Here is a 15116-nt window from a genome sequence, read left to right as displayed (position 1 = left end):
TGCAGGGCGCCGCGCAGCCGTGGATACCGCGCCCTAGAGTGTTGGCCGTGCCCAACTCTTCACGCGTCGTCAAGCGTGTGCTCGTCGGACGCGCGATGCGTAGTGACCGGCTGGGCGACACGCTCCTGCCGAAGCGGCTCGCACTCCCGATCTTCGCCAGCGACGCCCTGTCCTCGGTGGCCTATGCACCGGACGAGATCTTCCTGACGCTCGGCCTGGCGGGTGGCTTCCTCGCCCTGACCCACTCGTGGGAGATCGGGCTGTGCGTCGTCGGCGTCATGCTCGTCGTGGTCGCGTCGTACCGGCAGAACGTGCATGCCTACCCCTCCGGCGGTGGTGACTACGAGGTCGCGACCACCAACCTCGGGCCCAAGGCCGGTCTCACCGTCGCCGCCTCGCTGCTCGTCGACTACGTGCTCACCGTGGCAGTGTCGATCTCCTCGGGTGTCCAGAACGCCGCGGCCGCCCTGCCGTTCATCCGCGGCCACGAGGTGATCGTCGCCGTCGGCCTGGTCGCGCTGCTCACCGCGATGAACCTGCGCGGGGTTCGCGAGTCGGGCAAGGCCTTCGCGTTGCCGGTCTACCTCTTCATGGCGAGCGTCATCGGCATGGGCATCGTCGGGCTGGTCCGCGAGGTCACCGGGTCGCTGCCCCAGGCGGAGAGCGCCGCGCTGACGCTGGCCCCGGAGAAGGGCTTCGAGTCCCTCGGCAGCTTCGCGATGATGTTCCTGCTCCTGCGCGCCTTCTCGTCGGGCTGTGCCGCGCTGACCGGCGTCGAGGCCATCTCCAACGGCGTCCCCGCCTTCCAGAAGCCCAAGAGCAAGAACGCCGCGACCACCCTCCTGCTGATGGGCGTCATCGCCATCACGATGCTCATGTCGATGCTGACCCTGGCCAAGTGGACCGGGATCAAGTACGCCGAGGACCCGGGCACCCAGCTGCTCCGCGACGGCCAGCCGGTCGGCGACACCTACGTCCAGGACACGATCATGGGGCAGGTGGCCAAGGCGGTCTTCTCCGGCTTCCACCCCGGGGTCGTGCTGGTCTCGATCGTCGCGGGGCTCATCCTCATCCTGGCGGCCAACACCGCGTTCAACGGGTTCCCGGTGCTGGCCTCCATCCTCGCCAAGGACGGCTACCTGCCGCGCCAGCTGCACACCCGCGGCGACCGACTCGCGTTCTCCAACGGCATCCTCATCCTCGCCGGCGCGGCGGCCCTGCTCATCGTCATCTACGACGCCGAGGTCACCAAGCTGATCCAGCTCTACATCGTGGGCGTCTTCGTGTCGTTCACGTTGAGCCAGACCGGCATGATCCGGCACTGGAACCGGCACCTGCGGCTCGAGCGGGACGGGGCCGTGCGGCGCCGGATGATGCGCAGCCGCATCATCAACGCCGTCGGCGCGACGATGTCCGGCACGGTCCTGGTCGTGGTGCTGCTGACCAAGTTCATCCACGGGGCCGGCTACGCCATCGCGGCGATGATCGTCATCTTCTTCATCATGGTGCGCATCCACCGGCACTACGATCGGGTCCGGGCCGAGCTGCGGATCAGCGACGACGACCTGGATGCCCAGATGCTCCCGAGCCGGGTGCACGCGATCGTCCTCGTGTCCAAGATCCACAAGCCGACCCTGCGCGCCCTCGCGTACGCGCGGGCCACCCGCCCGTCCAAGCTCGAGGCGATCACGGTCAACGTCGAGCCCGACGAGACCAAGGCGCTGCAGGACGAGTGGGACCGACGCGACATCCCCGTGCCGCTCAAGGCCCTCGACTCGCCCTACCGCGAGATCACCCGCCCAGTCGTCGAGTACGTCAAGTCGCTGCGCTCCGGCCACCCCCGCGACGTCGTGGTGGTCTACATCCCGGAGTACGTGCTGGGCAAGTGGTACGAGCAGGTCCTGCACAACCAGAGCGCCCTGCGCCTCAAGGGCCGGCTGCTCTTCACGCCGGGCGTGATGGTGGCCAGCGTGCCGTGGCAGCTGGCCTCGTCGGAGGGCCAGGAGGAGCGGTTCGACGGCCCCACGGCGGGCTCCGTCCGCCTCGGGCAGTGACCACCGCCCCGCCCCCTGGAGCTGCGCTCGCCGTCGGCGACGTGGTGACCCTCGACGTCGGCGCGGTGGCGCACGGCGGGTTCTGCGTCGCGCGGCACGAGGGCCGGGTCGTCTTCGTCCGCCACGCGCTGCCGGGCGAGCGCGTCAACGCCCAGGTCACCGAGGCCCGCGAGGGCCAGCGGTTCGTCCGGGCCGACTGCGTGGAGGTGCTCGACGCCAGTCCGCACCGCGTCACCCCGCCCTGCCGGTATGCCGCCCCCGGGCTCTGCGGTGGGTGCGACTTCCAGCACGCCACGCTCAGCTACCAGCGAGAGCTCAAGACGTCGGTCGTCCGTGAGCAGTTCGCCCGCTTGGCCAAGCAGGACGTCGAGGTCGTGGTCGAGCCGCTCCCCGGCGACCACGAGGGCCTGGGCTGGCGCACCCGGGTGGAGTTCGCGGTCGATGACTCCGGTCGGGCCGGGCTGCGGGGGAGTCGCTCGCACGACATCGTGCCCGTCGACACCTGCTTGATCGCCGATCCGCGCATCCTCGCCACCGGCGTCCTGACGCACGACTGGTCCGGCGAGTCGGCCGTCGACGTGGCGGCACCGTCGGAGGGCGAGGCCGTCGTGGTCGCCCTCCCCACCGACGAGAATGACCCTCCCACCGTCACCGAACACGTGGTGGGACAGACCTTCTCGGGCCGGTTCGAGGTGTCCGCCCGCGGCTTCTGGCAGGTGCACCCCGGCGCGGCCGCAACCTTCGTCGACACGGTCACCGGCCTCCTCGAGCCGCGCGCGGGCGAGACCGCCCTCGACCTGTATGCCGGCGTCGGCCTCTTCGCCGCAGCGCTGGCCCAGCGGGTGGGCGAGTCGGGGAAGGTCGTCGCGGTGGAGTCGGACGCGGGGGCCGTCGCGTCCGCGGCAGGCAACCTCGCGGCATACCCGTCGGTCGCGGTGGTCCGCGCCCGCGTGGACGACGCGTTCGGGGTGCCGCGGGCCAGCCGGTCGGGGCCCACCCGCAACCGTGCCCAACGGCAGCGCAAGCTGCGTCGCCACCCCCTGATCCCGCTGCGTGCCGACCTGGTGGTGCTCGACCCGCCACGGACCGGCGCCGGTCGCGACGTCACTGCGCAGGTGGCCGCCCTGGAGCCGCGGGCGATCGCCTACGTCGCCTGCGACCCCTCGGCGCTGGCCCGGGACTCGGCCTTCCTGGCCGTGGCCGGCTACGAGCTGGGGGAGCTGCGCGCCTTCGACGCGTTCCCGATGACCCACCACGTCGAGTGCATCGCGCTGTTCACGAGGACCACGACGTGACCGGTGGGGCTGCTGCCGCGGGTGCTCCCCACTTTCGCTGCGCGCGGCCTTGGAGCAGGATCAGGCACAAGGCCTGACCAACGTGATATCTTGACGTCAAGATAAATCGAACGAGCACGAGCACCCGCATCGAGCGACACGACGGTGCATCCCAGAGCATCGATTCCGAGCATCGAAGGAGCAGGCAGTGGCCAGCACGAACAGCTTCAACGCCCACGGTGAGCTGAAGGTCGGTGACAACTCCTACGAGGTCTACCGGCTCGACGCGGTCGAGGGCAGCGAGACCCTCCCGTACAGCCTGAAGGTGTTGCTGGAGAACCTCCTGCGCACCGAGGACGGCGCCAACATCACCGCCGACCACATCCGCGCGCTGGGCGCGTGGGACGAGACCGCCGACCCCGACACCGAGATCCAGTTCACGCCGGCGCGGGTCCTCATGCAGGACTTCACCGGCGTGCCCTGCATCGTCGACCTGGCCACGATGCGCGAGGCGGTCGCCGACCTCGGGGGCGATGCGGCGAAGATCAACCCGCTCAGCCCGGCCGAGATGGTCATCGACCACTCCGTGATCATCGACGTGTTCGGCCGCGCCGACGCCTTCGAGAAGAACGTCGAGATCGAGTACCAGCGCAACGGTGAGCGCTACCAGTTCCTGCGCTGGGGCCAGACCGCGTTCGAGGACTTCAAGGTCGTGCCCCCGGGCACCGGCATCGTCCACCAGGTCAACATCGAGCACCTCGCCCGCACGGTGATGGTCCGCGACGGCGTGGCCTACCCCGACACCTGCGTCGGCACCGACTCGCACACGACGATGGTCAACGGCCTCGGCGTGCTCGGCTGGGGCGTCGGCGGCATCGAGGCCGAGGCGGCCATGCTCGGCCAGCCCGTCTCGATGCTCATCCCGCGCGTCGTCGGCTTCAAGCTCTCGGGCTCGATCCCGGCCGGCGCCACCGCGACCGACGTCGTGCTCACCATCACCGAGCAGCTCCGCGCCCACGGCGTGGTCGGCAAGTTCGTCGAGTTCTACGGTGAGGGCGTCTCCGCGGTGCCGCTGGCCAACCGCGCCACGATCGGCAACATGAGCCCCGAGTTCGGCTCCACCTGTGCGATCTTCCCGATCGACGACGTGACGCTGGAGTACCTGCGGCTCACCGGCCGCAGCGACGAGTCCGTCGCGCTCGTCGAGGCGTACGCCAAGGAGCAGGGGATGTGGCTGCACGCCGGCCCCGACCAGCCCGAGGCCCGCTACTCCGAGCGGCTCGAGCTCGACCTGTCGACCGTCGTGCCGTCCATCGCCGGACCCAAGCGCCCGCAGGACCGCATCGCGCTCACCGACGCCAAGGACGCCTTCCGCAAGGTGCTGCCGACCTACGTCGCGCACCACGAGGGCGACGCCGGCGTGGCGTCCTCCTTCCCGGCGAGCGACCCCTCGCCGCAGGGGAGCACCGACGGCACCAACGGCGGCGACAAGCCGGCCTCCGAGGGTGACGGTGCCGACCGTCCGTCCAAGAAGGTCACCGTCACCACGGCCGAGGGTGCGTCGTTCGAGATCGACCACGGCATCGTCTCGATCGCCTCGATCACCAGCTGCACCAACACGTCCAACCCGTCGGTCATGATGGCTGCCGCGATGCTGGCCAAGAACGCGGTCGACCGCGGCCTCACCGTCGCTCCCTGGGTCAAGACGTCGATGGCGCCGGGATCCAAGGTCGTCTCCGACTACTACGAGAAGGCCGGCATGTGGCCCTACCTCGAGAAGCTCGGGTTCCACCTGGTCGGCTACGGCTGCACCACCTGCATCGGCAACTCCGGTCCGCTGTCGGACGAGATCTCCGCGGCGATCAACGAGAACGACCTCGCGGTCGTCTCCGTGCTGTCCGGCAACCGCAACTTCGAGGGCCGGATCAACCCCGACGTGAAGATGAACTACCTCGCGTCGCCGCCGCTGGTCATCGCCTACGCCCTGGCCGGGACGATGGACTTCGACTTCGACTCCGAGCCGCTCGGCCAGGACACCGACGGCAAGGACGTCTTCCTCAAGGACCTGTGGCCCGCTCCGGCTGACGTCGAGCGGACCATCGCCGAGAGCATCAACAAGGAGATGTTCACCAGCGACTACGCCGACGTGTTCGCCGGCGACGAGCGCTGGAAGTCGCTCCCGACGCCCGAGGGCAAGACCTTCGACTGGGCCGACGACTCGACCTACGTGCGCAAGCCCCCGTACTTCGACGGCATGACGATGGAGACCACCCCGGTCTCCGACATCGCCGACGCGCGGGTGCTGGCCAAGCTCGGAGACTCGGTCACGACCGACCACATCAGCCCGGCCGGGTCGATCAAGGCCGACAGCCCGGCGGGCAAGTACCTCGCCGAGCACGGCGTGGACCGCAAGGACTTCAACTCCTACGGCTCGCGTCGCGGCAACCACGAGGTCATGATCCGCGGCACGTTCGCCAACATCCGGCTCAAGAACCTGCTCCTCGACGGGGTCGAGGGTGGCTTCACCCGCCTGTTCTTGAAGGGTGACGGCCTGGCGGGCGGCGAGCAGACGACCATCTACGACGCGTCCGCGGCCTACCAGGAGGCCGGTGTCCCGCTGGTCATCCTGTCCGGCAAGGAGTACGGCTCCGGCTCGTCGCGCGACTGGGCGGCCAAGGGCACCCGGCTGCTGGGCGTCCGGGCCGTCATCGCCGAGTCGTACGAGCGGATCCACCGCTCCAACCTCATCGGCATGGGCGTGATCCCGCTGCAGTACCCGGCGGGTGAGTCGGCCGACTCGCTGGGCCTCGACGGCACCGAGACGATCTCCATCTCGGGCATCACCGAGCTCAACGAGGGGCGGACCCCCAAGACGGTCAAGGTCTCCGCGGTCCGGGACGGTGCCGACCCGGTCGAGTTCGACGCGGTGGTCCGCATCGACACCCCCGGTGAGGCGGACTACTACCGCAACGGCGGCATCCTGCAGTACGTCCTGCGGTCGCTCGTCAACAGCTGAGCTCCGCCGCCCCGCACCAACGCTGAGGGGTATGCCGCGTGGTCACCACGCGGCATACCCCTCAGTCGTGCGCCTGGTCGGACTCGGGTTCGGCTGGCTCCCAGAGCTGGATCGGCGGAATGCCACCGATGCCGGTCACGCGCTCCATGGGCCGATCGTAGGCGACGCGGGTGGCTAGCCTTCGACGCATGACCACCGAGATGGAGCACCTCGTGGCGGCGCTCGAGGGGCTCCGGGCTGGCGTGCTGAAGAAGCTCACCGGGCTGAGTGAGGAGGACGCCCGGCGGAGCACCGTGGCGTCGGGCACCAACCTGGCCGGCCTCGTGCAGCACCTGACCTTCGCCGAGTCGAAGTGGTTCGAGGGTGTCGTCGCGGGAGGCAAGGCGGGCCGGGGCGCCCGCTCCATGGTGGTGGACCCCGACGTGTCGCTGCGCGGGCTGCGGGCGGACTACCGAGCGGCGTGCGACGCCAGCAACGCGATCGTCGCCGCGGCCGGTGACGGTGACTCGCTCGTCGACCTGAACGGGCGGACGGTCACCCTCCGGTCCGTCCTCGTCGGCATGATCGAGGAGACCGCCCGGCACCTCGGACACGCGGACATCATCCGCGAGCAGATCGACGGCCGGACTGGTCGCTGAGGCCTCGGGGTTGGTGCCGGCCGCCGGCCGGTCCCGGCCTAGCTGCCCTGCTGGAGGACCCGGATGTGGTTGCCGAACGGGTCGCGCACGCCGAGGTCGGTGCCGTAGAAGTGCTCGGTGGGCTCCTGGGTGAAGTCGGTGACGCCTTTCGCCGTGAGGTCGTCGTAGAGGGCGCGGGCGTCGTCGGTGATGAACACGAGGCCGCCCAGCGCGCCCTTGGTGACGAGCTCGCGGATCTGCTGGGCCGTCGCCTCGTCGTGCAGCGGCGCGCCCGGCTGTTCGAGCGAGATCTCGGTCGACGGGTCGCCCGGGACCCGGACGGTGAGCCAGCGGTAGTCGCCCTGCCTGACGTCGTTGCTCTTCTCGAGCCCGAGCTTGCCGACGTAGAAGTCGAGCGCCTCCTCCTTGTCGAGGACGTAGACGGTGGCGACGTTGAGCCTGGTGATCATGGCGCGCTCCTGCGAAGAAGGTCGGGATGGGCTGCCCCAATGCTAGGAACGCGGTGTGGTCCGGGCTTCTCGATTCCTGACCGATCCGTCGGCGCGCAGCCGCGGCGTGGGTCGCAGTCAGGTCCTGGGAGCCCCTCGGGCGCCGTGGTGGTCATGGTCGGTCCGGATCTGGCCAACGCGGGATGGTGCCGGCTCGGCGGAGGGCCTCGAGGCGGTCGTCATAGCCGCCCGGGACCAGGTCCCACTGGACGGTCGGACCGTGCCGAGTGCTGATCACCGCGCCGGCATAGCGGTGGCGGTGGACGACGGTGTGGTGGGCGCGGCAGAGCAGGGCGGCGTTGGTCAGGTCGGTGGGTCCGCCATCAGCCCAGTGGACGAGGTGGTGGACGTCGGCCCATTGCGGGGGTTTGCTGCAGCCGGGGAAGGTGCAGCTGTTGTCGCGCAGCCAGAGATGTCGGGTCTGGGCCGGGGTGAAGAGCCGGATGGTCTGGCCTTGGTCGAGGATCTCGCCCTGTGAGCCGAGGACGGCGGGGATGAGGTCGGCGTCGCAGGCGAGGCGGCGGATGGTGTCGGTGGTGAGCAGGTCGCCGGCGAGGGTGCGGCCGGCGCCTCGCACCTGGCGGGTGAGGGTGGCCAGGTCGGTGGTGACGACGAGCTGGGTCTTGGCCTGCCGGGGGAGGCCGTCGGGCGCGGTGGCGGCGCGCGTGACGAGATCGAGGACAGCATCGGCGCGGCGGGCCGCCGGGGTGCGTGGGTCGGGTTCGCCGGTCTCGGCGTCGGGTGAAGGCTTCGCGAGGGCGTCGACCGCCGTGTCGAGGATGGCGGCTCCTTCGTCGTCCAGGAGCAGGGTGTAGCGGGACAACCCGAGAGGACCGGGGCCCTTGACCAGCGAGCGGTGCGCTCGGCGGATGTCGGCGTCGTGCTCGACGACCTGCTCTGGGCGCAGCTGGTCCGCGGCATGGCGAAGGGCTGTCGCGAGGCCGCGCTCGGACAGGGCGCTGTGTCCGCGCGCGGCCCGCAGAGCGATGGTGGTGAGCTCAAGGAGGTGGTCGGGGTCGGCCAGCCCACGCACTGACCGGTGGAACCGGACGATCTGGGCCGCTTTCCCGAGCTCCAGCCCACCCGTCTCGACGGCTGCCGTGTCGTCCTCGTCCGGGCAGGCACCGTCCGCATGGTCCGCCGTGTCCGCACCGTCCGCGCCGCGCTCGCTGTCGCAGCTGGCCGCCTCGGTGACGGCGTCAACGACCGCACCGAGGCGCGTGTCGCCCGCTGCGGCGTCGGCCGCCGCGGTGGCGACGGTGTCGAGGTCGGTCAGGGTCCGCGTCGGCAGCTGCGGCGCCTGCGCCCTGGTCCAGTCGACCGGCCCCCACCCGTCACCAGAGCCCAGGCCGCGTCTTTTGGCCTCGGCCAGCACTCCGACCAGGTGTGCGTCGACGCTGCCCCGCAGCCTGCCGAGCAGGGCGAACGCCTGCGTGACCTCGGCATCGCTCAGAGCCCAAAGGCGCTCGGGTTGGGCGCCGGCCAGGGTGTCGAGAGCCGTGTCGACCGCACCGGGGACGGGCCGGTCGGCAGGAAGCTCCCGCTGCCGGCTGTTGTCTGGTGCGATCGCCATAGGTGAAACCTAGGACGTGGCACCGACAGTCCAACCCAACCGTCTGACGGCGAATCAGGTTGCTGTGCATAACTTTTCGACCATCGTGCCGGCGTGGACAGGCGACGCAGATACGGCGCCGACAAGACTCCTACCGACTCGTGGAGGCGAGGCACTCGCACGAGCCGGCCACGCGGCATACCTCAGTCGTCGACCCAGAACCCGCGGCCGCCGCCGTAGAAGCCACCGAACTGCTCGCGGTAGGAGCCCGGGCCGCGCGACCCGAGGTAGCTGCCGACGACGGCCGCACCGAGGTCGTCCAGCTCCGGCGCCACGACGCGGCCACCCACCCGCTTCGCCATCTGGTCGATGAACCGGGCCAGCCCCGGGTCCTCGCCGAGCCGGAAGAACGTCACCTGCGCTCCGAGCCGGGCCACGTTGTCGAGCTCGCGCACGCTGTAGGCGACGGTGAGGGGGTGTGGCGGGTAGTCGAAGTAGACCTGGCCGTCGGGTTCGAGGTGCGCGGTCGGCTCGCCGTCGGTCACGACGAGCAGCACCGGCTGCGCGCTCGGGTGCTTGCGGAAGTGCCGGGCCGCGAGCAGCAGCGCGTGGTGCAGGTTGGTGCCCTTGGCCCACTGGGCGTCGAGACCAGTGAGTTGCTCGATGTCCATCACCTCCGCGTGCCGTCCAAACCCGATCAGCTGGAGGGCGTCGCCACGGAACCGGCTGGAGATGAGGTGGTGCAGGGCCAGGGCGGTGCGCTTCATCGGCACCCAGCGTCCGTCCATCGCCATCGAGAACGACGTGTCGACGAGCAGGGCGACGCAGGCCTGGGTGCGCGCCTCGGTCTCGGTGACCTCCACGTCGCGGATGTCGAGGCGTATGCCGCGTGCGGGCTGGCCGCCTTCACCCGCCGTCCGCAGCACGGCGTTGGCGACCGTGCGGGTGACGTCCCAGGGTTCGGTGTCACCGAACTGCCACTCCCGGGTGGCGCCGCTGGCTTCGCCGGCAGCCCCGGCGTGCCGCACGTCGCGCTGTCCCTGGCGTCCGGACAGCCGGGTGGCGACATCGCGCAGCAGGGCCTTGCCGAGCTGGCGCATCGCCTTGGGGGACAGTCGCAGCTGTCCGTCCGAGGTGCGGTTGAGGTAGCCCGAGTTGCGCAGGGCGCGCTCCAGCTCGCTCAGGGTCCTGGCGTCGACCGCGGCGTCGTCACCCACGAGCCTGGCCAGGGCGTCGATGTCGATGTCGTCCATCCGCGCGCCGGGATAGGACTGCGAGAGCTGCTCGGCGAGCTCGTCGAGCGACGCGAGCTGTTGCAGGGCCCCGGTGCCGTCGCCGAGACCGAGCCCCTGCGACCCCTCGAACTCCTCGGAACCGCCCCAGTCCTCACCGGGACGCAGCGCCTGCAGGTTGGCGTCGAGCTGCCCCAGCTGGTCCATGAGCGCCGGTGACCCGAACGCCTGCGCCGACAGCTGCATCAGCTCGGCCCGCTGTTCGGCGGTCATCGAGTTCAGCATTCGCTGCGCTGCGGCCGCCCGCTGGGCCAGGCTGTCGATGAGCTCGTCGACGTCCTGTGGGTCGTCCGGGAAGAAGTCGCCGTGCTGCTCCATGAACTCGCGGAACTGCTCGGTGGTGTCCTCGCCCCGCGCATGGGCCGCGAGCAGGTCGTTGAGGTCCGAGAGCATCCGGCGGACCTCTTCGCGGTCCTCGTCGGTTGCGTTCTCGAGGGCCTGCTTCATGCCGGCGAACCGCTGGTCCAGGGCCTCGCGGCCGAGCAGGTCCTTGATCCGTTCGTAGTCGGCCCGCGCGGACGGGCTGCGCCACGGGTAGTCGGACAGCTCGCTGACGGCCCCCGCGGTGGACGGCGGCAGGCTCTCGATCCGCATCTCGGCCAGCCGGGCGTCGTCGTCGAGGTCGCGGGCCAGCTGCTTGCGCTCCTCGAGCACGGCACGGTCGAGCAGCTCGCGGACCTCGCGCAAGGTGCCGTCGAGCGAGTGCCGTTGCAGCAGCTCCTGTCGCTTCTCGGCCACCCTGCGGGCCAGGTCGTCCAGGCCGGTCTGGTCACGGCTGCCCCGGCGCAGGTACTCGCGCATGGCGTGGTCGGCGGAGTAGCCGGCCATGACGTCCTGGCCGATCGCGTCGAGGGCGTCGGCCAGGTCGACCGGGGGTGCCAGGGGGTCAGGGCCGCCTGAGTACCGCGCGTACCGCGACCGGTGGGGGCTCATCCGTAGACCGTCTCCCCGTCCGCCGAGTCCTTGTCGACGCGGCGCGCGAGGTAGAGGGCCTCGAGCGCCAGCTCGACCGCGCCGGCCCGCTCACCGGCGCTGTGCGCATCGAGCCGGTCCGCGATGGCGTCGTAGAGGTCGGACTCGCCGAGCACCGGCAACCCGGCCAGCACGTCGGTGGCCGCCACCTGCTCGCCGGTGGTGACGGTGGCGCCACCCTCCAGGGCGGCGACGAGCAGGGCGAGGTCGATCCCGGCCAGGTGGCGTCGAGCGGTGTCGGCGATGGAGGTCCGCAGCAGGTGGGTCAGGATCTCCTGCTCGCGACCCTCCTCACCGGTCTCGAACTCGATCTTGCCGGCAAGCACCTCCACAGCACTGTCGAGGTCCACGACTCTGGCCACGGCCTCGGGCTCGCCCTGACGGGTGGCGCGGTGCAGGGCGGCCGCGGCGACCGTCTCCGCCCCGGCGATGGAGAACCGCGCCGAGACGCCGGAGCGCTGGTCGACCGAGCTCGACTCCCGCAGCGCGCGGGTGAACCGGGCGAGGACCTCGACGAGGTGGTCGGGCACCTGGGCGACCAGGGCGGCCTCCTGCCGGATGACGGCCATCTCGTCCTCGAGCTCGCGCGGGTAGTGGGTGCGGATCTCGGCGCCGAACCGGTCCTGCAGGGGAGTGATGATCCGGCCCCGGTTGGTGTAGTCCTCGGGGTTGGCGCTGGCCACCACCAACACGTCCAGGGGGAGCCGCAGGACGTAGCCGCGGATCTGGATGTCGCGCTCCTCCATCACGTTGAGCATCGCGACCTGGATCCGCTCAGCGAGGTCGGGCAGCTCGTTGATCGCCACGATGCCGCGGTGGCTGCGGGGGATCAGCCCGAAGTGGATGGTCTCGGGGTCGCCGAGCGAGCGCCCCTCGGCGACCTTCATCGGGTCGACGTCGCCGATCAGGTCGGCGACGGAGGTGTCCGGGGTGGCGAGCTTCTCGGCATACCTCTCGTCGCGGTGCCGCCACTCGATCGGGAGGTCGTCGCCCAGCTCCGCCACCCGTCGCCGTGAGGCGTGGATGACCGGCTCGTAGGGGTGCTCGCCGAGCTCGGACCCGGCGATCACCGGGGTCCACTCGTCGAGCAGCCCGACGAGGCTGCGCAGCAGCCGGGTCTTGCCCTGCCCCCGCTCGCCGAGCAGGACGATGTCGTGGCCGGCGAGGAGGGCTCGCTCGAGCTGGGGGATGACGGTGGTGGAGAAGCCGTGCAGCCCGGGCCACGGGTCGCGGCCCTCGGCGAGTGCGGCGACGAGGTTGCCGCGCACCTCCTCGCGGAGGGTGCGGTGCTCGTGACCAGAGGCGCGCAGCTCGCCGAGGGTCGAGGGAGCGGGCGGGGGAGCAGTGGTGGAGGCAGAGGGGTGCGTCACCTCCTCACGCTAACCCCGCCCGTGACGAATCCGTATGCCGGGGACCGCCCTTCGGACTCACCGGTCGCCTCCCAGCCCGCTCGCCCGGTCAGCCCATGGTCTTCTGCCCGTCGAGGGACTCACGGATGATGTCGGCGTGACCAGCGTGCTGCGAGGTCTCGGCGATGATGTGGAGGAGGGTCCGGCGAGCCGACCACCGCGCCCCCGGCTCGAACCACGGAGCCTCAGGGAGCGGGTGTGAGGCGTCGAGGTCGGGCAGGCTCGCGACGAGCGCGTCGGTGGCTTGGGCGACCGAGTCGTACTGTGCGAGTAGGTCGTCCAGCGTTTCGTCCGCTGTCATCCGATGCGAGTCCATGAAGGCCTTCACGTGTTCCGGGGGGTTCTGCCAGTCGACGTTCTCCCAGTCGATGGCGGGACGGGGTGCGGGTCCGTCGACGATGAAGTCGGCCCACTGCTTCTCGGTGGTGGCGACGTGCTTGATGAGGCCGCCGAGCGTGAGCTCCGAGACAGTGGTGCGCTGGCGGGCCTGGTGGTCGCTGATGTCCTTGACGGTGAAGCGCAGGAAGTCACGATGGCGTCGCAGCGACTCCAGGAAGTCGGCACGTTCACCCCCTGTCGGCGCGGATGCAGAGGTGGGTGCGGGGGTGTGGGTCTGGTCGGTGGTGGTCATGGCTCCACGCTAGGCGTCCAACCGGTCAGTTCCTGACCGCTTTACCCCCGAAAGACTGAGGGTTTCGGAGGAGTCCGACGGCCGGTCGCTGAGCCCGTTTGGGTGCGGAAGGCGGGGCTGACCTGCGGCGTTGTCGGGCTGATCTCTTGCCGTTGCGCTTGGTCCGTGTTCCACTGGAGTCAAGTTAATGCCCTTGAGCCGGGGAGCTTGGGGTCGACTGCATGCAGGGGACGACGCACGTGCGCAGCCTCGTTCGGCTGTTCATCGGTGCCGCCCTGTTGTGTCTGGCCTGGGTGGTCCTCACCTCCGGACAAGCCTCCGCGGCCGAGCGGCCCACCGCCTCGCACCCCCGCTCCGACCGGGTTCGCAGCCTCCCGCTCATCGACCGGACGGGTCTCGAGACGGTGCTGGGCAGTGCCCTCGGAAAGTCGTCCGCACCGGCCGGGCGGTCAGCGGCCCACCCTGCGAATTCCTCCAAGCCCGCCACCTCGCACGCTTCGCACGAGACGGAGACGGCGAACGAAAAGCATTCTGGCGCAACGACTTCCACAACACCGACTGCAACACCACCGACTTCCACAGCGCCGACTTCCACGGCGCCGACTTCCACAGCACCGACTTCCGCCACGATCGCGCCGGTCCTCGACCTGGTGGGCGCCACGACACGGTCAACGGTGGACACCGGTCTGACGCTGGTCACCGACGTGGGTGAGGTGGCCGGCTCCCTGCCCATGGCCGGCGAAGCGCTCGGGTCCGTGACCGACACCGTCGTGACCCTGGTCCAGTCCCTTCCCGCCGTGGTCGTCCCGTCGCCGATCGTGCCCCTGCCGATCGGCGACGGGACGCCTGCCCAGGGGGTCCCGCTGCCGGGGGCCACGGAAGCCGTTGCGGCAGAGCGTGACCCGTCGATGGCCCGAGCCGACCTCCGGCGCCCCCATCCGCGTGACCGTCAGACGTCCCTGACCGAGGACGGGCTCACAACCGGTCGCCACGGGCCCCCGGTGCAGGTCGAGGTGCCCGCTGGGCCCAGCCGACCCGGCGCGCCCTCCGGCCCGTGGGCTCCGTTCGACTCCTCGCCGGCCCTGCCGAGCCAGCCGTCGTCCACCGGCGGCGCGGCCCAGGGTGGCGGCGACCATGCCACGGCGAGCGTGAGTCTCGTGCTCCCGAACCCGAGCCTGTTCGGCCGTATCAGCGCCGACTGGCGCGTCCCGCGCGGCCTTCCCGCACACCCCGGCACCCAACCTGACTAGTGCCGCTCTCGCGCCGTGATCTCGGCGCAGAAGAGCCATGCCCGGACACGGGCGACACAGCAGATTCAGGAAGGAAAGACCATGCATGCATATGTGCGCAGAGGGCTCGAAGTAGCCCTGCTGGTCGGGGGCGGCATCCTGTTCTTCGCAGGACAGGCGTCAGCCGACGAAGGCACCTCCGGGGCGGACAGCGCCCTCGGTGGCAACCAGGCGGCAGTCTCTGTCGTCGCCCCTGTCGCCGTGACGGGCAGCTCCATCTCGGTGGTGGGGGACTCGGACTCGTCCGGGGCCAGGGCCACCACACCAGCGACGCCTGAGGCGCCGACGGCCCAGGTCGCCAGCACCTCCGGTGAGGACTCGGCGGCGGGTGGCAACCAGGTCGNCCGGTCACGGCCGGTGGCAATGCGGTCTCGGTGCTGGGGGACTCGTCGTCCTCGGGTTCGACCACGACCGCGCCCTCGGGTGGCTCAGCTGGTCCGGCTGGCGGTGCCGGTGACACGACCTCGGGTGAAGGCTCGGCGGCCGGTGGCAACCAGGTCA

The 15116-nt window shown here is 70.7% G+C and carries 11 protein-coding genes; 6 read left to right on the top strand and 5 right to left on the bottom strand.

Annotated features, from left to right (window positions below; all coding sequences use genetic code 11):
- Window positions 1-47 precede the first annotated feature (47 nt).
- The 4 genes from ASG95_RS12185 to ASG95_RS12170 all read left to right on the top strand — a co-directional run bounded on the left by ASG95_RS12185 (window position 48) and on the right by ASG95_RS12170 (window position 6982).
- Window positions 48-2054 carry an APC family permease gene (locus tag ASG95_RS12185; RefSeq protein WP_235543815.1) on the top strand — a complete coding sequence of 669 codons (2007 nt, stop codon included), beginning with the start codon at window positions 48-50 and terminating at the stop codon, window positions 2052-2054.
- Window positions 2051-3349, top strand: coding sequence for a class I SAM-dependent RNA methyltransferase (locus ASG95_RS12180; RefSeq protein ID WP_082592553.1), 1299 nt, complete (start codon window positions 2051-2053; stop codon window positions 3347-3349). Before ASG95_RS12185 ends, ASG95_RS12180 begins: the two co-directional genes overlap by 4 nt.
- Window positions 3350-3536: 187 nt before the next feature.
- Window positions 3537-6344: an aconitate hydratase AcnA gene (gene acnA, locus ASG95_RS12175; protein ID WP_057377636.1), complete on the top strand. Its 2808-nt coding sequence runs from the start codon at window positions 3537-3539 to the stop codon at window positions 6342-6344.
- A 188-nt stretch (window positions 6345-6532) separates the two neighbouring features.
- Window positions 6533-6982, top strand: coding sequence for a DinB family protein (locus tag ASG95_RS12170; protein ID WP_057377635.1), 450 nt, complete (start codon window positions 6533-6535; stop codon window positions 6980-6982).
- A 38-nt stretch (window positions 6983-7020) separates the two neighbouring features.
- Here the strand turns inward: ASG95_RS12170 and ASG95_RS12165 are convergent, their stop codons facing one another.
- From ASG95_RS12165 to ASG95_RS12145, 5 genes are all read right to left on the bottom strand, one after another.
- On the bottom strand, window positions 7021-7431 hold the full coding sequence (locus ASG95_RS12165) for a VOC family protein (RefSeq protein WP_056920810.1): 411 nt from the start codon (window positions 7429-7431) through the stop codon (window positions 7021-7023).
- A 151-nt stretch (window positions 7432-7582) separates the two neighbouring features.
- Window positions 7583-9043, bottom strand: coding sequence for an HNH endonuclease signature motif containing protein (locus ASG95_RS12160; RefSeq protein WP_057377634.1), 1461 nt, complete (start codon window positions 9041-9043; stop codon window positions 7583-7585).
- A gap of 182 nt (window positions 9044-9225) precedes the next feature.
- Entirely contained in the window at window positions 9226-11247 is a 2022-nt protein-coding gene (locus ASG95_RS12155) for a VWA domain-containing protein (protein WP_057377633.1), read from the bottom strand.
- On the bottom strand, window positions 11244-12656 hold the full coding sequence (locus ASG95_RS12150; RefSeq protein ID WP_057377632.1) for a hypothetical protein: 1413 nt from the start codon (window positions 12654-12656) through the stop codon (window positions 11244-11246). The genes ASG95_RS12155 and ASG95_RS12150 overlap by 4 nt, the downstream gene beginning before the upstream one ends.
- 88 nt (window positions 12657-12744) lie before the next feature.
- The gene (locus ASG95_RS12145) at window positions 12745-13326 is read right to left on the bottom strand and encodes a DinB family protein (RefSeq protein ID WP_057377631.1); all 582 of its coding nucleotides are present in this window, start codon (window positions 13324-13326) and stop codon (window positions 12745-12747) included.
- 187 nt (window positions 13327-13513) lie between these two features.
- On the opposite strand from ASG95_RS12145, the gene ASG95_RS22430 reads away from it, so the two are divergent.
- Window positions 13514-14038, top strand: coding sequence for a pentapeptide repeat-containing protein (locus ASG95_RS22430; protein WP_157582017.1), 525 nt, complete (start codon window positions 13514-13516; stop codon window positions 14036-14038).
- A complete protein-coding gene (locus tag ASG95_RS12140; RefSeq protein ID WP_057377630.1) occupies window positions 14001-14576 on the top strand; it encodes a hypothetical protein in 576 nt (191 codons plus the stop codon). Before ASG95_RS22430 ends, ASG95_RS12140 begins: the two co-directional genes overlap by 38 nt.
- The last annotated feature ends 540 nt before the right edge of the window (window positions 14577-15116 follow it).

This window comes from Phycicoccus sp. Soil803 (assembly GCF_001429685.1).
Classification (GTDB): Bacteria; Actinomycetota; Actinomycetes; order Actinomycetales; family Dermatophilaceae; genus Pedococcus.
The sequence above is the reverse complement of the archived record's forward strand: the minus strand, read 5'-3'. Positions and strand labels throughout refer to the sequence as shown.